This is a genomic window from Streptomyces sp. NPDC047081 (assembly GCF_040643775.1).
Lineage (GTDB): Bacteria > Actinomycetota > Actinomycetes > Streptomycetales > Streptomycetaceae > Streptomyces.
Genome location: NZ_JBEYUY010000036.1, coordinates 56,372 through 76,277 on the forward strand (window position 1 = coordinate 56,372; position 19,906 = coordinate 76,277).

At 71.7% G+C, this 19,906-nt stretch carries 22 protein-coding genes; 14 read left to right on the top strand and 8 right to left on the bottom strand.

The annotated features are described in order from the left end of the window. Positions 1-3: 3 nt before the first annotated feature. Positions 4-1,194, top strand: a complete 1,191-nt coding sequence (locus ABZ848_RS42705; protein WP_360840891.1) for a histidine kinase — start codon at positions 4-6, stop codon at positions 1,192-1,194. Next, positions 1,191-1,805: a response regulator transcription factor gene (locus ABZ848_RS42710; protein WP_360840848.1), complete on the top strand. Its 615-nt coding sequence runs from the start codon at positions 1,191-1,193 to the stop codon at positions 1,803-1,805. Before ABZ848_RS42705 ends, ABZ848_RS42710 begins: the two co-directional genes overlap by 4 nt. A gap of 82 nt (positions 1,806-1,887) precedes the next feature. Here the strand turns inward: ABZ848_RS42710 and ABZ848_RS42715 are convergent, their stop codons facing one another. Continuing rightward, positions 1,888-2,739 (bottom strand): transglutaminase-like domain-containing protein, encoded by an 852-nt coding sequence (locus tag ABZ848_RS42715; RefSeq protein WP_360840850.1) that lies wholly within the window; start codon positions 2,737-2,739, stop codon positions 1,888-1,890. Between the two features lie 30 nt (positions 2,740-2,769). Next, entirely contained in the window at positions 2,770-3,777 is a 1,008-nt protein-coding gene (locus tag ABZ848_RS42720; protein WP_360840892.1) for a GNAT family N-acetyltransferase, read from the bottom strand. Between the two features lie 141 nt (positions 3,778-3,918). On the opposite strand from ABZ848_RS42720, the gene fdxA reads away from it, so the two are divergent. Together fdxA and ABZ848_RS42730 are read left to right on the top strand one after the other, a co-directional pair. Then, entirely contained in the window at positions 3,919-4,236 is a 318-nt protein-coding gene (fdxA, locus tag ABZ848_RS42725) for a ferredoxin (protein WP_010047804.1), read from the top strand. A gap of 114 nt (positions 4,237-4,350) precedes the next feature. Continuing rightward, positions 4,351-5,445 carry a bifunctional succinyldiaminopimelate transaminase/glutamate-prephenate aminotransferase gene (locus ABZ848_RS42730; RefSeq protein WP_360840851.1) on the top strand — a complete coding sequence of 365 codons (1,095 nt, stop codon included), beginning with the start codon at positions 4,351-4,353 and terminating at the stop codon, positions 5,443-5,445. 129 nt (positions 5,446-5,574) lie between these two features. Here the strand turns inward: ABZ848_RS42730 and ABZ848_RS42735 are convergent, their stop codons facing one another. Together ABZ848_RS42735 and ABZ848_RS42740 are read right to left on the bottom strand one after the other, a co-directional pair. Beyond that, positions 5,575-6,024 carry an ATP-binding protein gene (locus ABZ848_RS42735; protein WP_360840852.1) on the bottom strand — a complete coding sequence of 150 codons (450 nt, stop codon included), beginning with the start codon at positions 6,022-6,024 and terminating at the stop codon, positions 5,575-5,577. Positions 6,025-6,310: 286 nt separating this feature from the next. After that, the gene (locus ABZ848_RS42740; RefSeq protein WP_360840853.1) at positions 6,311-7,273 is read right to left on the bottom strand and encodes a heavy metal transporter; all 963 of its coding nucleotides are present in this window, start codon (positions 7,271-7,273) and stop codon (positions 6,311-6,313) included. A gap of 85 nt (positions 7,274-7,358) precedes the next feature. Here ABZ848_RS42740 and dapE point away from each other — a divergent pair, with 85 nt between their 5' ends. Continuing rightward, positions 7,359-8,438 (top strand): succinyl-diaminopimelate desuccinylase, encoded by a 1,080-nt coding sequence (gene dapE / locus ABZ848_RS42745; RefSeq protein ID WP_360840855.1) that lies wholly within the window; start codon positions 7,359-7,361, stop codon positions 8,436-8,438. A 68-nt stretch (positions 8,439-8,506) separates the two neighbouring features. Further along, positions 8,507-9,265 carry a TIGR00730 family Rossman fold protein gene (locus ABZ848_RS42750; protein ID WP_360840857.1) on the top strand — a complete coding sequence of 253 codons (759 nt, stop codon included), beginning with the start codon at positions 8,507-8,509 and terminating at the stop codon, positions 9,263-9,265. Between the two features lie 10 nt (positions 9,266-9,275). Here ABZ848_RS42750 and folP read toward each other — a convergent pair whose 3' ends face one another. After that, positions 9,276-10,136, bottom strand: a complete 861-nt coding sequence (folP, locus tag ABZ848_RS42755; RefSeq protein WP_360840858.1) for a dihydropteroate synthase — start codon at positions 10,134-10,136, stop codon at positions 9,276-9,278. A gap of 136 nt (positions 10,137-10,272) precedes the next feature. Here folP and ABZ848_RS42760 point away from each other — a divergent pair, with 136 nt between their 5' ends. After that, a complete protein-coding gene (locus tag ABZ848_RS42760) occupies positions 10,273-10,635 on the top strand; it encodes a DivIVA domain-containing protein (protein ID WP_242766117.1) in 363 nt (120 codons plus the stop codon). Next, positions 10,632-11,210 carry a DNA-3-methyladenine glycosylase I gene (locus ABZ848_RS42765; RefSeq protein ID WP_360840859.1) on the top strand — a complete coding sequence of 193 codons (579 nt, stop codon included), beginning with the start codon at positions 10,632-10,634 and terminating at the stop codon, positions 11,208-11,210. The genes ABZ848_RS42760 and ABZ848_RS42765 overlap by 4 nt, the downstream gene beginning before the upstream one ends. A 3-nt stretch (positions 11,211-11,213) precedes the next feature. On the opposite strand, the gene ABZ848_RS42770 is transcribed toward ABZ848_RS42765, so the two are convergent. Then, on the bottom strand, positions 11,214-12,005 hold the full coding sequence (locus ABZ848_RS42770) for an enoyl-CoA hydratase-related protein (RefSeq protein ID WP_360840860.1): 792 nt from the start codon (positions 12,003-12,005) through the stop codon (positions 11,214-11,216). Positions 12,006-12,378: 373 nt separating this feature from the next. On the opposite strand from ABZ848_RS42770, the gene ABZ848_RS42775 reads away from it, so the two are divergent. After that, positions 12,379-12,546, top strand: a complete 168-nt coding sequence (locus ABZ848_RS42775; protein WP_003966491.1) for a DUF3117 domain-containing protein — start codon at positions 12,379-12,381, stop codon at positions 12,544-12,546. 72 nt (positions 12,547-12,618) lie between these two features. Here ABZ848_RS42775 and ABZ848_RS42780 read toward each other — a convergent pair whose 3' ends face one another. Continuing rightward, positions 12,619-13,317 (bottom strand): O-methyltransferase, encoded by a 699-nt coding sequence (locus tag ABZ848_RS42780; protein WP_360840894.1) that lies wholly within the window; start codon positions 13,315-13,317, stop codon positions 12,619-12,621. A 235-nt stretch (positions 13,318-13,552) separates the two neighbouring features. Between ABZ848_RS42780 and sigE the strand changes: the two genes are divergently transcribed. The 5 genes from sigE (at position 13,553) to ABZ848_RS42805 (ending at position 18,659) form a co-directional block, all read left to right on the top strand. Then, positions 13,553-14,266 carry an RNA polymerase sigma factor SigE gene (gene sigE, locus ABZ848_RS42785; RefSeq protein ID WP_360840896.1) on the top strand — a complete coding sequence of 238 codons (714 nt, stop codon included), beginning with the start codon at positions 13,553-13,555 and terminating at the stop codon, positions 14,264-14,266. Further along, positions 14,263-15,261 carry an anti-sigma factor gene (locus ABZ848_RS42790; RefSeq protein WP_360840861.1) on the top strand — a complete coding sequence of 333 codons (999 nt, stop codon included), beginning with the start codon at positions 14,263-14,265 and terminating at the stop codon, positions 15,259-15,261. The genes sigE and ABZ848_RS42790 overlap by 4 nt, the downstream gene beginning before the upstream one ends. Before the next feature lie 132 nt (positions 15,262-15,393). Next, positions 15,394-17,145, top strand: a complete 1,752-nt coding sequence (locus tag ABZ848_RS42795) for a trypsin-like peptidase domain-containing protein (protein WP_360840862.1) — start codon at positions 15,394-15,396, stop codon at positions 17,143-17,145. A gap of 184 nt (positions 17,146-17,329) precedes the next feature. Next, complete coding sequence (locus ABZ848_RS42800) at positions 17,330-17,770, top strand: sec-independent translocase (protein WP_242766121.1); 441 nt, start codon at positions 17,330-17,332, stop codon at positions 17,768-17,770. 226 nt (positions 17,771-17,996) lie between these two features. After that, positions 17,997-18,659 carry a hypothetical protein gene (locus ABZ848_RS42805; protein WP_360840864.1) on the top strand — a complete coding sequence of 221 codons (663 nt, stop codon included), beginning with the start codon at positions 17,997-17,999 and terminating at the stop codon, positions 18,657-18,659. A gap of 72 nt (positions 18,660-18,731) precedes the next feature. On the opposite strand, the gene ABZ848_RS42810 is transcribed toward ABZ848_RS42805, so the two are convergent. After that, complete coding sequence (locus tag ABZ848_RS42810; RefSeq protein WP_360840865.1) at positions 18,732-19,865, bottom strand: Mrp/NBP35 family ATP-binding protein; 1,134 nt, start codon at positions 19,863-19,865, stop codon at positions 18,732-18,734. Positions 19,866-19,906: the final 41 nt, after the last annotated feature.

A 19,906-nucleotide genomic window follows, 5' to 3' on the forward strand; every position in this document is an offset into this window, starting at 1 on the left:
ACGATGACGGACGACACGCTGCCCGAGGACGTGCGGCCCGAGAACGCGATCCGGGTCGGCCAGGCGCCCCGCACCATGAGCGAGGCGATGCGCAAGGTGGTCTGGATCCTGCCGTGGCTGATCTTCCTGGGTTCGCCGGTGCGCGACCTGACCAGCGGCCATCACGCGACCATCGCCGTCGTGCTCGGCTGGGTGGCCCTGGTGACCTTCACCGGCGTCTATCTGACGCTGGTGTTCCGGAACATGGGCCGGGCCCTCCCGGACCGGGCCGTCCTCGCCCTGGTCGTCCTGCTCGGCACGCTCGCCGTCGTCCTGTGCCTCACCCTCGGCAACGCGTGGGTCGGCCTGTTCGTGTACGTCTCCGTCACCTGCGGCGCGACCCTGCCGCTGCGGACGGCGTACTGGGCGATCGGGGCGAACGCCCTCGCGATGCTCCTGGTGGGCCTGCGTGTGGGCGGCTTCGACTGGAGCCTGCTGCTGATCGTGGTGCTCCTCGGCTTCGCGATGACGGGCGTCAAGCAACTGGTGCGTACGACGGTCGAGTTGCGCAAGGCGCGGGCGACGGTGGCCCAACTGGCCGCGAACGAGGAGCGGTTGCGGCTCGCCCGCGATCTGCACGACCTGCTCGGCCACTCCCTCTCCCTGATCACGCTCAAGAGCGAACTCGCGGGCCGGATGCTCCCCGACCACCCCGACAAGGCGGCCCAGCAGGTCGCCGACATCGAACAGGTCAGCCGCCAGGCCCTGGTCGACGTCCGCGAGGCCGTCACCGGCTACCGGCGCCCCCGCCTGTCCGCCGAACTCGCGGGCGCGCAGGTCGCGTTGACGGCGGCCCAGGTCGTCGCCGAGGTGCCCGTGGAGCCCGACCTCACGGGCGTCCCGGACGAGAGCGAGGCCGCCCTGGCCTGGGCGCTGCGCGAGGCGGTCACCAACGTCGTACGGCACAGCGGGGCCAGCCGCTGCACGGTCGAACTGCTCACCCGCCAGACCCTCGACGGACGGGTCCTGGAACTCACCGTCGAGGACAACGGCTCGGGCGGCTCCGGCAAGGGCCCCGGCAACGGTCTGACGGGCCTGACCGAGCGTCTGGAGAAGGCGGGCGGAGCGCTGGACGCGGGCCGCCTCAAGCACGGCTTCCGCCTGGTCGCCCGCGTCCCGGTGGACGCGTCGGCCACCGTAGGATCCGGGGCATGAGCCCTACGATCAAGGTGCTGCTCGCCGAGGACCAGTCCATGGTCCGCGAGGCGCTGGCCGCGCTGCTCGGCCTGGAGGACGACATCGAGGTCGTCGCCCAAGTCGCGCGCGGCGACGAGGTGTTGGCCGCGGCCCGCGAGCACGCCGTGGACGTGGCCCTCCTCGACATCGAGATGCCGGGCTGCACGGGCATCGAGGCGGCGGCCCAGGTCCACAAGGCCCTCCCGGCGGTGAAGCTGGTCGTCCTCACCACCTTCGGCCGCCCCGGCTACCTCCGCAGCGCGATGGAAGCGGGCGCCGACGCCTTCCTGGTCAAGGACGCCCCGGCGGCCCAACTGGCGCAAGCGGTACGGAAGGTACTGGCGGGCGAACGCGTCATCGACCCCACCCTCGCGGCAGCGGCCCTGGCGGAGGGCGCCAACCCCCTGACCGACCGCGAACGAGAGGTCCTGCGCGCAGCGGCCGACGGCTCCACCAACGCCGAACTGGCAACAGCCCTCCACCTCTCCCAGGGCACGGTCCGCAACTACCTCTCCACGGCGATCCAGAAACTGGCGGTGCGGAATCGGGCTGAGGCAGTACGGATCGCCCGAGAAAAAGGCTGGCTGTAGCGCCCTAAAGGGGCGCGGGGAACTGCGCGACAAGCCACGACGTACTCGCACTCGCCCAGCCACAGAACCCGCCACGGCGGACTCAGTTGAGCATCGCCCGAGCCGAGTCCGCCTGCCTGCGTACCCGTTCCGCCGCCGGTTCGTCCACCGCCGCCACCACCTCGGCGTACGCGTCGAGTTCCGCGGCTCCGGTGAGGAAGTCGCCGCGCTGGACCAGGAGTTGGGCGCGTTCGTATCGCAGTCGCGCCGGGTGGGACGGGAGGAGCAGCGACAGTTCCACCGCCCACAGACCGACATCCGACCGCTCCGGCCGGGCCGCGGCCCACGCGCGGATGTTGTTGAGGATCCGCAGGACGACGTCCAGGGGGTCCGCCGGCGTCAGCATCGACGGGTGCAGCGGCGACCCCGTCGCCCCGGCGACCAGGAGTTCCGCGTCGCCTCCGCTGAGCACCCGCCCGCCGTCGAAGGGATCGGCGAGCACCTGCTGCTCCTGCGGGCCGAAGCCGACCACGAAGTGCCCGGGGAGGGCGACGCCGTACACCGGAGCCCCCGCCCGGCGCGCGACCTCCATCCACACCACCGACAGCAGGATCGGCAGCCCGCGGCGCCGGCGCAGCACCTCGTGCAGCAGGGACGACTCCAGGCGCTGGTAGTCGACGGGGGAGCCGCGGAAGCCCTCCCGGGTGCCCAGGACGTGGTGCAGGGCCGTCGCCCAGGACATCGGGCCGCCGGGGCGGAAGGGGACCTGGCCCGCCAGCCGGTCCAGCTCCATCTGGGCCGCGTCGATGCCCGTCTCGTCCAGCCCGCCGTCCGCCTCCGCGCCCAGCAGCAGACAGAGCAGGGACAGGTCGGGCCGCTCGCAGCGCGCCTCCTCGGCGAACCGTCGGCGCAGTTCCGCGGAGCGCTCGGGGGACGGGGGATTCGGGGGACGCATAGCTGGGTCGTGCCCTTCCACGGCGATCCGTTACCGGCCGCCGCCGGGAGCCGCCGGTTCCCGGTAGTGGTGGTACGCGTGGTGCGCGCCGAAGCCCATCCCGGCGTACAGGGCCCGCGCCCCCGCGTTCTCCTCCTCGACCTGCAGCCACGCCGCCGAGGCGCCCTCCTCCAGGGCCCGCCCGGCCAGCGCGGCCATCACCGTGGTGGCCAGCCCCCGCCGCCGCAGCGCCGGATCCACCTCCACGGCCGCGAAGGACGCCCAGCGCCCGTCCACGACACACCGCCCGATCGCGGCGGGCGAGTCCGCCCCGGGCACGGTCGCGAACCACACCGACGGCCCGCTCCCCAGCACCTGCAACGCCACCTCGCTCACCCCCTTGCGCTGATACCGCGACAGCCACGCCTCGTCGGCCTCCCGGGACAGCACGACCTCCTCCGCCGCCACCCGGTCCGCGACCGGCGCCAGCGCGCCGACCCACAGCTCGGCCGTCACCTCACGCACCCACCCGCGCCGCTCCAGCTCCGCGCACAACAGCTCCTGCGTGCCCTCGGCGCCGGTCGCGGTCTGGATGTACGCGGGCAGACCACGGTCGCCGTACCACCGTCGTACGACATCCAGCGCCTCGTCGAGCGGTATGCCCGGGTCGCCCAGCGGAAGCACGGAATTGGCGCGCCGTGTGAAGCCGGCGGCCGCCCGCAGCTCCCAGCCACCCAGCCGCTCGCTCTCCACCGGCCGCCACGCGCGCGAGGCGACACGCGCGAGTTCCTCGTACGAGGCGGCGGGGCCCCGGCGGCGGGCCGGCGCGGCGGGCACCACCTTCCCCGCGACCAGCGAGGATTCCGGGATGCGGACGCTCTCGCCGCTCTTCCGTGTGATCAGCAGCACACCGTTGTTCCAGGATGTGAGAACACCCACCGTGTCGGTGAACTTCTCTTCCGTGACCCCGGGTTCGCATCTGCGCCGTACGGAGACTCGTTTACCCACGTCAGCAGCGGTGATACGGACCTCGAGTCGTCCGCCGGCCGAGATTTCCACAGGTCTGTCCACCCCTCCTGTTCGGATCATGCCCAAGAACGGAGATACTAGGGGCGGGCATCGACGACGCCGCGCTCCCGCGCGCCAGGCGGCGGAGCCTACGACAGGCCCGCCAGCGCCCTATCGAGGAGGAACGACAGCGTGACCTACGTCATCGCGCAGCCTTGTGTCGACGTCAAGGACAAGGCGTGCATCGAGGAGTGCCCGGTCGACTGCATCTACGAGGGCTCCCGGTCCTTGTACATCCACCCGGACGAATGCGTCGACTGTGGGGCCTGTGAGCCGGTCTGCCCGGTGGAGGCCATCTTCTACGAGGACGACACCCCGGAGGAGTGGAAGGACTACTACAAGGCGAACGTCGAGTTCTTCGACGAGCTCGGCTCCCCGGGCGGCGCAAGCAAGCTGGGTCTGATCGAGCGGGACCACCCCTTCATCGCCGCGCTGCCGCCCCAGGCGTAAGCGCGTAAGCGGCCCGCATCCTCGTGCCGCCTCGGTCCCGTACGGCCCGATCAGCCCTGATCGCCGTACGGGACCGAGGCGTTTGCCGTACGACCCGAAAGTGAGCATCAGCCCGTGTCCGCAGTCTCCGACCGCTTGCCCACCTTCCCCTGGGACAAGCTGGAGCCGTACAAGAAGACGGCCGCCGCGCACCCGGACGGCATCGTCGACCTCTCCGTCGGCACCCCGGTCGACCCGGTCCCCGACCTGGTCCAGAAGGCCCTGATCGACGCGGCGGACTCCCCGGGCTACCCGACGGTCTGGGGCACGCCGGCGCTGCGCGACGCGATCACCGGCTGGCTGGAGCGCCGTCTGGGCGCCCGCGAGGTCACCCACCGGCACGTCCTGCCGATCGTCGGCTCCAAGGAACTCGTCGCCTGGCTCCCGACCCAGCTGGGCCTCGGCCCCGGCGACAGGGTGGCGTACCCGCGTCTGGCGTACCCGACGTACGAGGTGGGCGCCCGGCTGGCCCGCGCGGAGTACGAGGTCTACGACGACCCGACGGAGCTGGACCCGACGGGCCTGAAGCTCCTCTGGCTCAACTCCCCGTCCAATCCGACGGGCAGGGTCCTCTCGAAGGCCGAGCTCACCCGTATCGTCGCCTGGGCCCGCGAGCACGGCGTGCTGGTCTTCTCCGACGAGTGCTACCTCGAACTGGGCTGGGAGGCCGACCCGGTCTCGGTCCTCCATCCCGACGTGAACGGCGGCTCGTACGAGGGCATCGTCTCGGTCCACTCCCTCTCCAAGCGCTCCAACCTCGCCGGCTACCGCGCCGCCTTCCTGGCGGGCGACCCGACGGTCCTGGCCCCCCTCCTGGAGATCCGCAAGCACGGCGGCATGATGACGTCGGCCCCGACACAGGCGGCGGTGGTGGCGGCCCTGGGCGACGACATCCACGTCCAGGAACAACGCGCCCGCTACGCCGCCCGCCGCACAGCCCTCCGCGAGGCCCTGCTGACCCACGGCTTCCGCATCGAACACAGCGAGGCAAGCCTGTACCTGTGGGCGACAAGGGACGAGTCCTGCTGGCAGACAGTGGCGCACCTCGCCGACCTGGGCATCCTGGTGGCGCCGGGCGACTTCTACGGCGAGGCGGGCGAGAAGTTCGTACGAGTAGCCCTGACGGCAACGGACGAGCGCATCCAAGCGGCAACTGAACGACTCACCTGAGGGCCGCGCCCTAAGGGGCGCGGGGAACTGCGCGCCCAGCCCCCACCGCCCCGCACCCGACGCACAACGAGAAGGGACCCAGGAGACAACCCCGGGCCCCTTCTTCACCGCAGCGGCGCCACCAAGGCGTCAGCCGAGCGGCAGCCCCTTCACCGGCAGCGAGGGCGCGGCCGGCAGCCCACCCTTGGTGAGCGAATCCGTCGGCAGCCCACCCTTCGTCGCGGTCTGAGCCGTGTCACCGACGATCCCCCCGGCGGACCCCGCCGCTTCCCCCGCCGCGCGCTGCGCCGCCGGCGTCGCCTTCTTCACGGCCTTGCCGCCGGTCTTGCCCGCGGCCGGCACCGCCTTCCCGACCGTCTTGCCGCCGGTGCTGCCCGCGAGGCCCGTGACGTTCTGGGCCGCGCCGTCGACGGTGTTGCCGACGTTCGCCCCGTCCAGGGCGGTCAGGCCGCCGAGGTTCGGGGTGGCGGGAAGCTGGGGGGCCGCGCTCGCGGAGCCGGCCGCACCGACCCCGGCGGCCGCTCCCGCTGCGACGAGCAGCGCGGCACGGGCGATCCGACGGGTCAGAGGGAGGGACATGATGCTCCTGTTGGTCGAACGGATGTTGATCGTCCGGGCTCGGACGCAGTGACTACCGCTCGAACCCCCGCGAAGGTTGCGGCGGCGAAACGTAAAGAGTTGGCAATGCGTCGCATAATCGGCTGCGGATAAAAACGGGCAAACTGTGCCCGATCCGAAAGTGTGCCGAATCCTCGCAGCCCTTTGTTCTCAAGGGTTTCGGCGGATACGGGGGTGACGGCGCGAAAACCTGCGCACACAGCGGCGCCGACGCCACCGCGCTGACCCGGACGGGTGAAGCCCCGTACTACTGCCCGGTGACGATTCGGACCGAGCTCGCCTGCGAAAGCGCCGTGCGCCACTGGCTGTCGGTGTTCCCGGCGATCCACTCGCGCCCGCCGTAGGAGACCCGCTCGATGTGCAGGGCGGTGGCGTTGGCCACGGCCCAGTGCGCAAGCTGCCAGCCGCGCTGGCGGACGGTGCGCCCCTTGGCGGGGCTGCGGTCGGCGGCGACGGGCAGCGTGACGGTCCGCCCGCCGGCCGTCGTGCTCTCGGTCGGCGACGGCGACGAGGAGGCGGCCTTGCGGCTGCTCACCTCCGCGCCGGCCGACTGCAGCACGTCGCGCCCGAAGTCCCGTACCAGCGCGGCCCGTACGGCGTCCGGCCCCGCCGCCTGGATCGTCGTCGCGTCCGGCCGGCCCTGGCAGGTCAGCGTGGCGGGGGAGTCCCCGGTGAGCGCGGCGGCGAGCAGCGCGGCGTCCGGCTCGTGCTTGGCGTAGGCCTCCGGATAGCCGCTGCGCTGCACGCGCTGCGCGGCGACGGTGAGCGGGAGCTTCAGGTAGTCGTCCACCTTGGCCAGATGCTCGTAGAAGACACCGGCCGCGTACGTCGGGTCCAGGATCTGCTTCTCGGTGCCCCAGCCCTGCGAGGGCCGCTGCTGGAACAGGCCGAGCGAATCCCGGTCGCCGTGCTGGATGTTGCGCAGCCCCGACTCCTGGAGCGAGGTCGCCAGGGCGATCGTCACGGCCCGCTCGGGCATCCCGCGCCCGGTGCCGACGGCGGCGATCGTCGCCGCGTTCACCGCCTGCTCCGGCGTGAACTCGTACGCCTTGCCGTCCCCCGTGCCCGAGACCACCTTGCAGCCCGGGCCGTTGCCCCCGGTGACGTACTGGACCACGAGGTAGCCCGCGAGGGCGAGCAGGACAACGAAGGCCGCCCCGATCCGGAAGAGGCGGCCGCGGCGCTTGAGGGTGGATGACGGCTCGGGCACGCCGTACAAGGTAGCGGAGCGCGCTGTGGCCCCTGCTACGGGTGTGGACAACTGATGAAGGCCCTGGCGCGTTAGGGTCGACGGCATGGCCGACACCCCGCTTGACCTCACCCTGAACGCCGCCGAGCTCACCGCCCAGCTCGTCGACTTCCCCTCGGAGAGCGGCACCGAGAAGCCCCTCGCCGACGCGATCGAGACCGCCCTGCGCGCCCTGCCGCACCTGACGGTCGAGCGGTACGGCAACAACGTGATCGCCCGGACGAACCTGGGCCGGTCCGAGCGGGTCGTCCTGGCCGGCCACATCGACACCGTGCCGATCGCGGACAACGTCCCCTCCCGGCTGGACGAGGACGGCGTGCTGTGGGGCTGCGGCACCTGCGACATGAAGTCCGGGGTGGCGGTCCAGCTGCGCATCGCGGCCACGGTCCCCGCGCCCAACCGGGACCTGACCTTCATCTTCTACGACAACGAAGAGGTCGAGGCCGAGCGCAACGGCCTGAGGCACGTCGCCGCGGCCCACCCGGAGTGGCTGGAGGCCGACTTCGCGGTGCTGCTGGAGCCGTCCGACGGCGAGGTCGAGGGCGGCTGCCAGGGCACGCTGAGGGTGCTGCTGAAGACCAAGGGCGAGCGGGCGCACTCGGCGCGCTCCTGGATGGGCTCGAACGCGATCCACGCGGCCGCCCCGATCCTGGCCCGCCTCGCCTCGTACGAACCCCGGTACCCGGTCATCGACGGCCTGGAGTACCGCGAGGGCCTGAACGCCGTGCGGATCTCGGGCGGGGTGGCGGGCAACGTCATCCCCGACGAGTGCGTGGTCACGGTCAACTTCCGGTACGCACCCGACCGCACCGAGGAGGAGGCGATCGCGCACGTCCGCGAGGTCTTCGCGGACTGCGGGGTCGAGGAGTTCGTGATCGACGACCACAGCGGCGGCGCGCTGCCCGGCCTCTCCCACCCGGCCGCGGCGGCCTTCATCGAGGCGGTCGGCGGCACCCCGATGCCCAAGTACGGCTGGACCGACGTCTCCCGCTTCTCGGCCCTGGGCATCCCCGCGGTCAACTACGGCCCCGGAAATCCACACTTGGCGCACAAGAGGGACGAACGGGTCGAAACCGGAAAGATCCTGGCGGGCGAGGAGCGCCTGCGGAAGTGGCTGACACGCTGACGTCCCCCGTCCGTAACCCGCGTAGATCTACGCTGAAGCAGGAACACCTGCAAGCGGAGGGAGCGCACATGGCTACCGGGAACCCCGAGGGCAAGAAGCAGCCACCGGAGGAACAGCGCCTGGGACCCGTCCTCCGGAGGCGGGGTCAGGTGACGTCGAGCACCACCGACCAGCGGCTGCTGGACGCGGGCGGCCCGTCGGACTGGGTGCACACCGACCCCTGGCGCGTCCTGCGCATCCAGTCGGAGTTCATCGAGGGCTTCGGCACGCTGGCCGAACTCCCGCCCGCGATCAGCGTCTTCGGCTCGGCCCGCACCAAGGCGGACTCCCCGGAGTACGAGGCGGGCGTACGGCTCGGACGCGCGCTGGTGGAAGCCGGCTGGGCGGTCATCACCGGCGGCGGCCCCGGCGCCATGGAGGCGGCCAACAAGGGTGCCGTCGAGGCGAAGGGCGTCTCGGTCGGCCTGGGCATCGAGCTGCCCTTCGAGCAGGGCCTCAACCCCTACGTCGACATCGGCCTCAACTTCCGCTACTTCTTCGTGCGGAAGATGATGTTCGTCAAGTACGCGCAGGGCTTCGTGGTCCTGCCCGGCGGCCTCGGCACCCTCGACGAGCTCTTCGAGGCGCTCACCCTCGTCCAGACCCAGAAGGTCACCCGGTTCCCGATCGTCCTGTTCGGCAGCGAGTACTGGGGCGGCCTGGTCGACTGGCTGAAGAACACGCTGATCGCCCAGGGCAAGGCCTCGGAGAAGGACCTGCTCCTGTTCCACGTCACGGACGACGTGGACGAGGCGGTCGCCCTGGTGTCGAAGGAGGCCGCGCGCTAGCGCGGGCCGCCTACGCGAGCCCTCGGCGGGCGACCGCCGGGGGCCGGTGGCCCGCGATCGACGCGACCATCTCCAGCACCTGCCGGGTCTCCGCGACCTCGTGCACGCGGTAGACCTGCGCACCGAGCCAGGCCGACACGGCGGTGGTCGCGAGCGTCCCGACCACCCGTTCCTTCACGGGCTTGTCGAGCGTCTCGCCGACGAAGTCCTTGTTGGAGAGCGAGACCAGCACCGGCCACCCCGTCTCGACCATCTCGCCGAGCCGCCGCGTCGCCTCCAGGCTGTGCCGCGTGTTCTTGCCGAAGTCGTGCCCGGGGTCGATGAGGATCGACTCCCGCGCCACGCCCAGCTCCGCCGCCCGCTCCGCGAGTCCCAGGGTGACCCGCAGGATGTCGGCCACGACATCGTCGTACGTCACCCGGTGCGGCCGCGTCCGGGGCTCCGCGCCGCCCGCGTGCGTGCACACCAGGCCCACCCGGTACCGCGCGGCGACCTCCGCCAGCCGGGGGTCGACCCCGCCCCAGGCGTCGTTCAGCAGATCGGCGCCGGCCTCGCACACGGCCTCGCCGACGTCCGCCCGCCAGGTGTCGACGCTGATGATCACGTCCGGGAAGCGCCGCCGCACCTCCGCCACGAAGCCGACGGTCCGCCGCGCCTCCTCCTCGGCGGTGACCTCCTCGCCGGGGCCGGCCTTCACCCCGCCGACGTCGATGATGGCGGCACCCTCGGCCACCGCCTGCTCCACGCGCGCGAGGGCGGGCTCGTCGCGGAAGGTGGCCCCCTGGTCGTAGAAGGAGTCCGGGGTCCGGTTCACGATCGCCATGATCACCGGCTCGTGCGCCGCGAATTCACGCCTGCCCAGCCTGAGCATCCCCTGTGACCTCCGCTAGTACGACCTGGGTGTCGGTGGCCTTTGTGCCGCCTGCGACCCTAACTGTCGGACTCGCATGGCACGATCGGACCCTGACACATTCAGCTTCCTGACATCGAGCTTGGGGACCGCAGCGATGGTTATGTTCCTGTTCCTGGTCGTCGCCCTCGCCGTCGTGGTCGCCGCGGTGACACTGGCCGTGGTGGGCGGCGGGGAGGGCGAGGGCCCGTTGCCCGAGGTGGACCCCGAGCGCCTGCAGGACCCCCTGCCGCTGGACCGCCCGGTGGGCCGCGCCGACGTGGACGCCCTGCGCTTCCCGCTCGCCGCCCGCGGCTACCGCATGGCGGACGTCGACGACGCGCTCAACCGCCTCGCCGCGGAGCTCGCCGAGCGCGACGCCCGGATCGCCGACCTGGAGTCCGCGCTGGCCGGGGCGCAGGCCGCCGCCCACCACGTCTCCATGGAGAAGCCGGTGCACGGGCAGGGGGAGCAGCAGTGAGCGACGGCGCCGCGATCGCGGGGGTGGACGGCGCGCTGCGCTGTCCCTGGGCCCTGTCCACCGAGGACTACGTGGCGTACCACGACGAGGAGTGGGGCCGCCCGGTCCACGGCGACGACGCCCTCTTCGAGCGCCTCAGCCTGGAGGCCTTCCAGTCCGGGCTCTCCTGGATCACGATCCTGCGCCGCCGCCCCGGCTTCCGTAAGGCCTTCGCCGACTTCAGGATCGCCAGGGTCGCCGCGTTCACCGACGAGGACCGCGCCCGCCTCCTGTTGGACGAGGGCATCATCCGCAACCGCGCCAAGATCGACGCGACGCTCGCCAACGCGCGCGTGCTGGCCGACTGGGCGCCCGGCACCCTGGACGAGCTGATCTGGTCCCACGCCCCGGGGCCGGGCCCGGCCCCGAAGACGCTCGCGGACGTCCCGGCGGTCACACCGGAGTCGACGGCGCTGTCGAAGGCCCTGAAGAAGCAGGGCCTCCGCTTCGTCGGCCCGACGACGGCGTACGCACTGATGCAGGCGTGCGGGCTGGTGGACGACCATCTGGCGACCTGTGTCGCGAGACGGGCCTGACCGCTACCGGCCCAGGTACTTCGGCGTCTCCTTGTTCACGAACGCCCGTACGGCGATCGTGTGGTCCTCGGACGCGCCCGCCCGGCCCTGCAGCTCGTCCTCCTTCTCCAGCGTCTCGGAGAGCGAGTGCGAGAAGCCGAAGGCCAGGGACTCCTTGATCGCCGCGTACGCCACCGTCGGCCCCTCGGCCAGGGCCCGCGCCGTCTTCTCCGCCTCCGCGGGCAGCTCCGCGGAGGGCACGAGACGGTTCACGATCCCCAGCTCGTAGGCCTCCTGCGCCTTGATCGTGCGGGGGAAGAGCAGCAGGTCGGCGGCGCGCCCGGGCCCCACCACCCGCGGCAGGGTCCAGGAGATCCCGGAGTCCGCCGTCAGCGCGACCCCCGCGAAGGACGTGTTGAACCCGGCGGTGTCGGCCACCACGCGATAGTCCGCGGCCAGCGCGAGCCCGAAGCCGGCGCCCGCCGCGACCCCGTTCACCCCGGCCACCACCGGCTTCGGCATCTCCGTCAGCGCCCGCACGACCGGGTTGTAGTGCTCCTTGACCGTGCTCATGACCTGCGCCGAACCCTCCGCGAGCAGCCCGATGTGCTCCTTGAGGTCCTGCCCGACGCAGAACGCCCGGTCACCGGCGGCCGTCAGCAGCACCGCCCGTACGGCGTCGTCCTCGGCCGCCGAGCGCACCGCCTCCAGCAGCGCGACCTTCGTCGCGATGTTCAGCGCGTTCATCGCCTCGGGGCGATTCAGCGTGATCGTCGCGAGACCGTCGGTCACCTCGTAGAGCACGGTGTCGGCCATGGTGTGTCCCCTCCGCAGTCGCGGCTCGGGCGTACCGGCCGGTACGCCCCTGTCCGTAGGACAGCATGGCGGAGAGAGACCGGAGTGGACGTGTGACCTGCGTCAAAGAATTCGGGGCGGTTTCCGGTCGGCGGGAGTCCGCGGGGCCGAGCAGTATCGCAGTCACATCGCCGAATTGGGTGGTTTTGCTCGCGCGCGTTGCCCAAGCGATGCCGACTGATGTTGGTCATCGGGTCCTGAGATGCGGGATAATGGCTTGGAAGCAATGTGTTCGATGCCGGTGTCGCGTGTCCCAGTCCCACGCTGTGGCCCGCGCGTGCCCTCCCGGGCCGTCGGCTTTGACGATGAGCTGGTTTCAGGAAGGGGAACGAGCATGGCGGCCATGAAGCCGCGGACGGGCGATGGCCCGCTCGAGGTGACCAAGGAGGGGCGGGGCATTGTCATGCGCGTTCCGCTCGAAGGCGGCGGTCGACTCGTCGTCGAGCTGACCCCTGACGAGGCCGACGCGCTCGGTGACGCCCTCAAGAAGGTCGTCGGCTGACGCGGAAGCGACCATACCCTTTCAGCAACCCCGGCATCCAAGTGATGCCGGGGTTGCTGTTTGTGGGCCTCGTCACCGCTTGACGGCGCACAGCAGACCGTCGCCCACCGGCAGCAGCGACGGCACCAGCTCCTGGCTCTCGCGCACCGCGCGCAGCAGCTCCCGCAGTCGCAGGACCTCGGTCGGCTGGGGCCCCGAGTCGACCGTGCGGCCGTTGGCGAAGACGCCCTCGAAGACCACCAGGCCCCCCGGACGGAGCAGGCGCAACGATTCAGCGAGATAGTCCATGACCTCCTGCCGGTCACCGTCGCAGAAGACGAGGTCGTAACCGGCGTCCGCGAGCCGGGGCAGGACGTCCAGGGCGCGCCCGGGGATGAAGCGGGCCCTGTTGCTCGCGAAACCGCAGGCGCGGAAGGCCTGGCGGGCGAACTGCTGGTGCTCCGGCTCCGGGTCGACGGTGGTGAGGACCCCGTCGGGGCGCATTCCGTGCAGCAGATGGATGCCGGAGACACCGGTGCCGGTGCCGATCTCGGCGACCGCCTTCGCGTCCACCGAGGCCGCCAGCAACCGCAGCGCGGCGCCCGTGCCGGGCGACACCGAGCGCAGCCCCGCGTCACGGGCCCGGTCACGGGCCCAGCGCAGGACTTCGTCCTCGGCGACGTAGGCGTCGGCGAACGCCCAGCTCGTCTGCCGGTTGCCGGTAATGACCCTCTCCTGTCCCCGTGGTTGCCTGGGCGTGACTGTATCCGTTGGGGCCGGGAACCCGCAGATGGGACCGGGCGTTTAGAGGGGTGGAGACGACACCGGGGGGACACAGTTGGATCACGACGAGGGGCAGCGGCCCGAGCAACTGCAGACGCAGGGGTCCGAGCGGTATCAGCCCAGATCAAATTCTCGTAAAACCGCTTATCCGGAGCTAACGGGCGAGGTGGCTATGGTAGGGGCTCCACTGGACACCACCAGAGCCGACAGGGGAGGTGCGGCTGCGCCTGTGGATCGCGGAGGAGTGCTGCGGCGCTTCCTCGGATCGGCGGGCAGGCCGAAATCCGTGAACGACACCGCTGCTGACCACAGCCACGCCGACGCCCACGCGGGCGAGGCCCAGACCGCGACTTTCTCCACCGACGCGGACGGGCAGGCATGGACTCCGCCCACCTGGGAGGAGATCGTCAGCACCCACAGCGGCCGGGTCTACCGCCTGGCGTACCGCCTGACCGGTAACCAGCACGACGCCGAGGACCTCACCCAGGAGGTCTTCGTCCGCGTCTTCCGCTCCCTGTCCACCTACACGCCCGGCACCTTCGAGGGCTGGCTGCACCGCATCACGACGAACCTGTTCCTCGACATGGTCCGCCGCAAGCAGCGCATCCGCTTCGACGCCCTCGGGGACGACGCGGCCGAGCGCCTGCCCAGCCGCGAGCCCAACCCGCAGCAGATCTTCAACGACGCCCACTTCGACGCGGACGTCCAGCAGGCCCTCGACACCCTGGCGCCCGAGTTCCGCGCCGCGGTCGTCCTGTGCGACATCGAAGGACTGTCGTACGAGGAGATCGCCGCGACCCTCGGCGTCAAGCTCGGCACGGTCCGCTCCCGGATCCACCGCGGCCGTTCCCAGCTGCGCAAGGCCCTCGCGCACCGTTCGCCGGAGGCCCGCGCGGCCGAGCGCCGGTCCTTCGTGCCACGCGTGGCCGCTCTGGGGGGAGGGGGCGCGACCGCGTGAGTGGATCACGACCCGGCCCCGGCCCCGCCGAGCGGCATCTGTCCGAGCAGCATCTGGGAGACCGACTCTCCGCCCTGGTGGACGGAGAGCTCGGTCATGAGTCGCGCGAGCGGGTCCTCGCCCACCTGGCCACCTGTGCCCGGTGCAAGGCGGAGGCCGACGCCCAGCGACAGCTGAAGAACGTCTTCGCGGAGGCGGCGCCCCCGCCGCCCTCCGAGAGCTTCCTGGCCAGGCTCCAGGGGCTCCCCGGAGGAGGTGACGATCCGGACGGCGGCTCGCCGTTCGGCGGGGGAAGACTCCCCGGCTCCGCCACCGGGAAGTTCGGCACCACCGGAGTCTTCGGACTGAAGCAGCGCCCCGACCGCTTCGAGTTCGACTACGCCCCCGCCGCGCCGCACATCGCCCCCACCCCGAGCCTCCCCGCCTCCGACCGTGGCTTCCGCATCCATGACGTCAGCCGGCACGAGACCGACCGCTCGGCCTCGCGTGGGATGCGGTTCGCGTTCGTCGCCGCCGGGGCGGTGTCGCTGGCCGCGATCGCGCTGGGCGGGGTCACGACCGGTTCGGTGACGGACACGGCCGCGGACGCGCGCGGCGGTTCCGGCGGCTCGAATGTGACACCGGCGCGTACGCCGGGGGCGGGGGCCGCGACGGCTCCCGAGAGCCAGCGGCGCCGGGGCGTCGGCCCGCTGCTCGGGCAGGTGCAGGGGCAGCGTTCGCTCGGCGACACCCCGGCCGCCCCGACCCAGGTGTCCGCACCGCTGCTGCCCGGCGTACCGAGCCCGGCCGTCGGGGAGGAGGCCATGCACACGCTGGCCGCTCCCGTGATGGCCGGTGCGGCCGTGATGTCCCCGCTGATACGTCCGCTCACCGACTCTCAGCCGCTCACCCTGACCTCCTGGTCCACCGCCTCCGAGGCCACGGGCCTCGGCCTCCTCGCCGCACCCGTCCCCGACTCGACTTCCTCTCCTTCCCCCTCCCACACCGCCCGCTGACCCCCGGCCCGGGAACCTGGTTCAATCCAGGGTGAGCCGTGCCCACGGCCGGGACCGGCCTCGGCCGCGGGGCACGGAGCCGACGAACTGGGGCCGCCGCCGTGCCGTGCCGCGGCCAGCTGTGGGGAGAGCATGAACGAGGGGAAGCCCACGAAGCGCTGGTGGAACCGACCGCGTCCCGAGGGGGCGGCCGGGGTGACGCGGGAGGACGACGGCGGGGACTTCGAGTTGGCTCGGCCGGCTGTCGTTCCCGGGTCGGACGCCGGTCCTGGTCGGGATGCCGTCCCTGTCCCGGATGGCGTTTCCGCCGATGGCGACTTCGAGTTGAGGCCTCCTCAGGGTGTCGACGCGTCCGGGGCCGACGGCGACTTCGAGCTGGCTCGGCCTGCCGAGGTGCCTGCCCCGCCCGCTGCCTCCGAGGTGCCCGCCTCGCCCGCTGCCGGCGGCGACGTTGCGCCCTCGGCTGCGGTTCCTGCTCCCGCCCCCGGCGCCGAGCAGCCCAAGCCCCTGCACGCTCCCGACCCCTACGGCACCCCGCCGTACGGCGAACCCGGCCCCTGGGCCCCCGCCCCGCCCGTCCAGCACCCCGCGACCACACCGGCCCACGGCACGCCCTTGCCGGCCCCGCCCGCACCCCAGCACGTCGCGCCGCCCCCTCACCCCGACCCCCAGCCCTCCACCAACCCCTGGCAGAACTACGACCCCTGGGTCCCCGTCCCCGCCGCCCCCCTCCAGCAGAACGGCGCCCCCGTCGACGACCAACACAAGCGCCGTCGGCGGGTGAGGAAGGCCCTCGTCACCGGTGCCGTCGTTCTGGCGCTCGTCTCCGGAGGCGTCGGTGGTGCCATCGGGGCCTATCTGGAGCGGAACGGCGGGGTGGGCGACGTATCGCTTCCGCAGGCCGGGAAAGAGGCCGTCGGGCGGGCGCCCGACAGTGTGGCCGGGATCGCCGCGCGGGCCCTGCCCAGTGTCGTGACCCTGCATGTGACCGGGGCCGAGGAGTCCGGCACCGGGACCGGGTTCGTGCTCGACGACCGGGGGCACATCCTCACGAACAACCACGTCGTCGAGCCCGCCGGGGCCGACGGGCAGATATCGGTGACCTTCAACAGCGGGGACACCGCCAAGGCCACCGTCGTGGGCCGGGACACCGGGTACGACCTCGCCGTCGTGAAGGTGACCGGCGTGCACGGGCTCAAGCCCATGGCCCTCGGCAACTCCGACAACGTCCAGGTCGGCGACCCCGTCGTCGCCATCGGCGCCCCCTTCGACCTGGAGGGCACCGTCACCTCCGGCATCATCAGCGCCAAGGAACGGCCCATCACGGCCGGCGGCGACAGCGCCGACGGGAGCGATGTGTCGTACGTCGACGCCTTGCAGACCGACGCGCCGATCAATCCCGGCAACTCCGGCGGGCCTTTGCTCGACACCAGCGCCCGCGTCATCGGGATCAACTCCGCCATCCGGTCCGCCGACGACGGTTCCGGGTCGGACACCGGTCAGGCCGGTTCCATCGGGCTCGGCTTCGCCATCCCCGTCAACCAGGCCAAGCGCGTTGCCGAGGAGCTCATCAACACCGGCAAGGCCACCCACCCCGTCATCGGCGTCACCCTCGACATGGACTACACCGGCGACGGCGCCCGCGTCGGCACCAAGGCCACCGGCGGCGGCCCCGCCGTCAACGCGGGCGGTCCCGGCGACAAGGCCGGCATCAAGGCGGGCGACATCATCACCGAGGTCGACGGCCAGCGCGTCCACTCCGGCGAGGAACTGATCGTCAAGACCCGCGCCCACCGGCCCGGCGACCGACTGGAGCTGACCGTGCGGCGCGGCGGCAAGGAGCTGACGATCTCGCTGGTCCTCGGCTCCTCCGAAGGCAGCTGAGGCGGCTGGGCAAGGCCGAGCGCGATTGACAGAAACCTCATAGGCGACCGCCCGTACCCCGTCCCACAAGGCAAACATCGCGGAAAACCGCCCGGCCGCGCGCACTCGCGGAGGCCGGGACAGTACCGGTCGTACCGGATCGCCGGGTACCGTGGATCCGGCCCGGAATCGCAAGGAGCTTCAGGTGTTCAATGACATAGGACCGCTCGAGCTCATCACGCTCGTTGTCCTCGCCGTGCTCGTCTTCGGTCCGGACAAGCTCCCGAAGGTCATTCAGGACGTCATGCGGACGATCCGCAAGATCCGGGAGTTCTCGGAGAGCGCCAAGCAGGACATCCGCAGCGAGCTCGGACCCGAGTTCAAGGACTTCGAGTTCGAGGACCTGAACCCCAAGACGTTCATCCGCAAGCAACTGGACAACGACGAGCTGGGGCTCAAGGAGATCCGCAACGGCTTCGACCTGAAGAAGGAGATGGCCGAGGTCACGGACGCGGTGCACAGCACCGACGCCCCGTCGTCGTCCTCCTCCTCCGCGTCCTCCGGTTCGTCCTCCTCCGGCCGCGTCGACATGACCAAGAAGCCCGAGGACGACGACCGCCCGCCCTTCGACGCGGACGCCACCTGAGCCGTACGGACACCGGCTTCGAGACCGTCGTACGTGACGCGTTTCATACTCGTACGCGCCTTCGCGCGGCCTGAACCCGCCTTCCGCACGACCCACGCGCCGGGCGATTTCCCGGTTGCTCTCTGTGGTGTGGCTATGCTGCCGAGTTGTTGTGCGGACCGGACGAGTCAGCCCGAAGGGGGGCGGGCCGCTCCGGTCCGACGAGAGCGAGGAGGCGTCCGGGCACATGGAGACGACGAGTCAGGTCGCGCAGGCGCCGGCCGCGGAGGGTGGACAACAGGTTCCCTCCGCCCGGCGCACGGTCGACGGCTACCTGCAGGCGCCCTTCCCGTGGTACGGCCTCGACGAGGCCTTCACGGGGCCGCGCTGGCTGATGCAGGTCGGGACGGCGGCCGACGGGGCCGTCGAGCACGGGTCCATCGGACACGGCGACGAGCCCTCGGTGAAGAACGAGGCGGGCTCCACCGGTGAGCCGCGCGAGAAGTTCGCGGTCGTCGTGACGGTCGCGGCGAATCCGTCCCGCAGGAGCGCCGACGGTACGGGGTTGCTGGAGGCCACGTCCGTCTCCTCGGCGGCCTGGCTGGCCGGGGTCGGGCTGCTGTCGTTCACCTGGCCCGGGCAGATGGACCACTCGCTGCGCGACGACTGGCTCGAGCAGCAGACCGAGACGGCGTGGGCGCTGGCCGACGACCTGGACGGCGCGGAGTGGTCGACGCTGTCCCTGCCCGTCGACGGTGTGCCGACGCCCTTCCACTACCGGGAGTCCGAGTTCGGGTGGGTGCTCGCGGGGTCCACCTCGGAGGGCGTGCACGTGGGGGCGTACGGGAGAGGTATGAGCGCTTACGGGCTGGGCTTCGCCATGATCAAGGACATCGGCGAGTACGCCTGACGACGACGAAGGGGCACCACCCCACCGGGTGGCGCCCCACAGCCGTAAGAAGTCCTCCAGAACAGAAGTCCTCTAGAACTTGTTCTTCGGCGTGATCCCCAGGGACAGTCCCGAAAGACCCCGCTGCCGACCGCCGAGCTTGCCCGCGATGCCCCGCAGCGCCGCGCCCGCCGGGCTGTCCGGGTCGCTCAGGACCACCGGCTTGCCCTCGTCGCCGCCCTCGCGGAGGCGGACGTCGATCGGGATGGAGCCGAGGACCGGGACCGTCGCGCCGGTCGTGCGGGTCAGGCCGTCGGCGACCGTCTGGCCGCCGCCCGTGCCGAAGACGTCGACCATCTCGCCGCAGTGCGGGCAGGGCAGGCCGGACATGTTCTCGACCACGCCGACGATCTTCTGGTGGGTCTGGACGGCGATGGAGCCCGCGCGCTCGGCGACCTCGGCCGCCGCCTGCTGAGGCGTGGTGACGACGAGGATCTCCGCGTTCGGGACCAGCTGGGCGACCGAGATCGCGATGTCGCCGGTGCCCGGGGGCAGGTCCAGGAGCAGGACGTCGAGGTCGCCCCAGTAGACGTCCGCGAGGAACTGCTGGAGCGCCCTGTGCAGCATCGGGCCGCGCCACACCACCGGCGCGTTGCCGGGCGTGAACATGCCGATGGAGATGACCTTCACGCCGTTCGCGGACGGCGGCATGATCATGTTCTCGACCTGGGTGGGACGGCCGTCCGCGCCCAGCATCCGCGGCACGCTGTGGCCGTAGATGTCGGCGTCCACGACACCGACCTTCAGACCGTCCGCCGCCATCGCCGCCGCCAGGTTCACCGTCACCGACGACTTGCCGACGCCGCCCTTGCCGGAGGCCACCGCGTACACGCGGGTGAGCGAACCCGGCTTGGCGAAGGGGACCTCGCGCTCGGCCTGGCCGCCGCGCAGGGCGTTCGCCAGCTCCTTGCGCTGCTCGTCGCTCATCACGTCCAGCGAGACGTCGACGCGGGTGACGCCCTCGACCGCCGAGACCGCGTCCGTCACGCGCTGCGTGATCGTCTCGCGCATCGGACAGCCGGAGACCGTCAGGTACACGGTGACCGCGACCGCCCCGTCCGCGCCGATGTCCACCGACTTGACCATCCCCAGCTCGGTGATGGGTCGGTTGATCTCGGGGTCGTTCACCGTCGCCAGTGCCTCGCGCACCGCGTCTTCGCTAGCCATACAGACGATGGTACGGCTCGGTAGCCGGGCCCCGGTAAGCC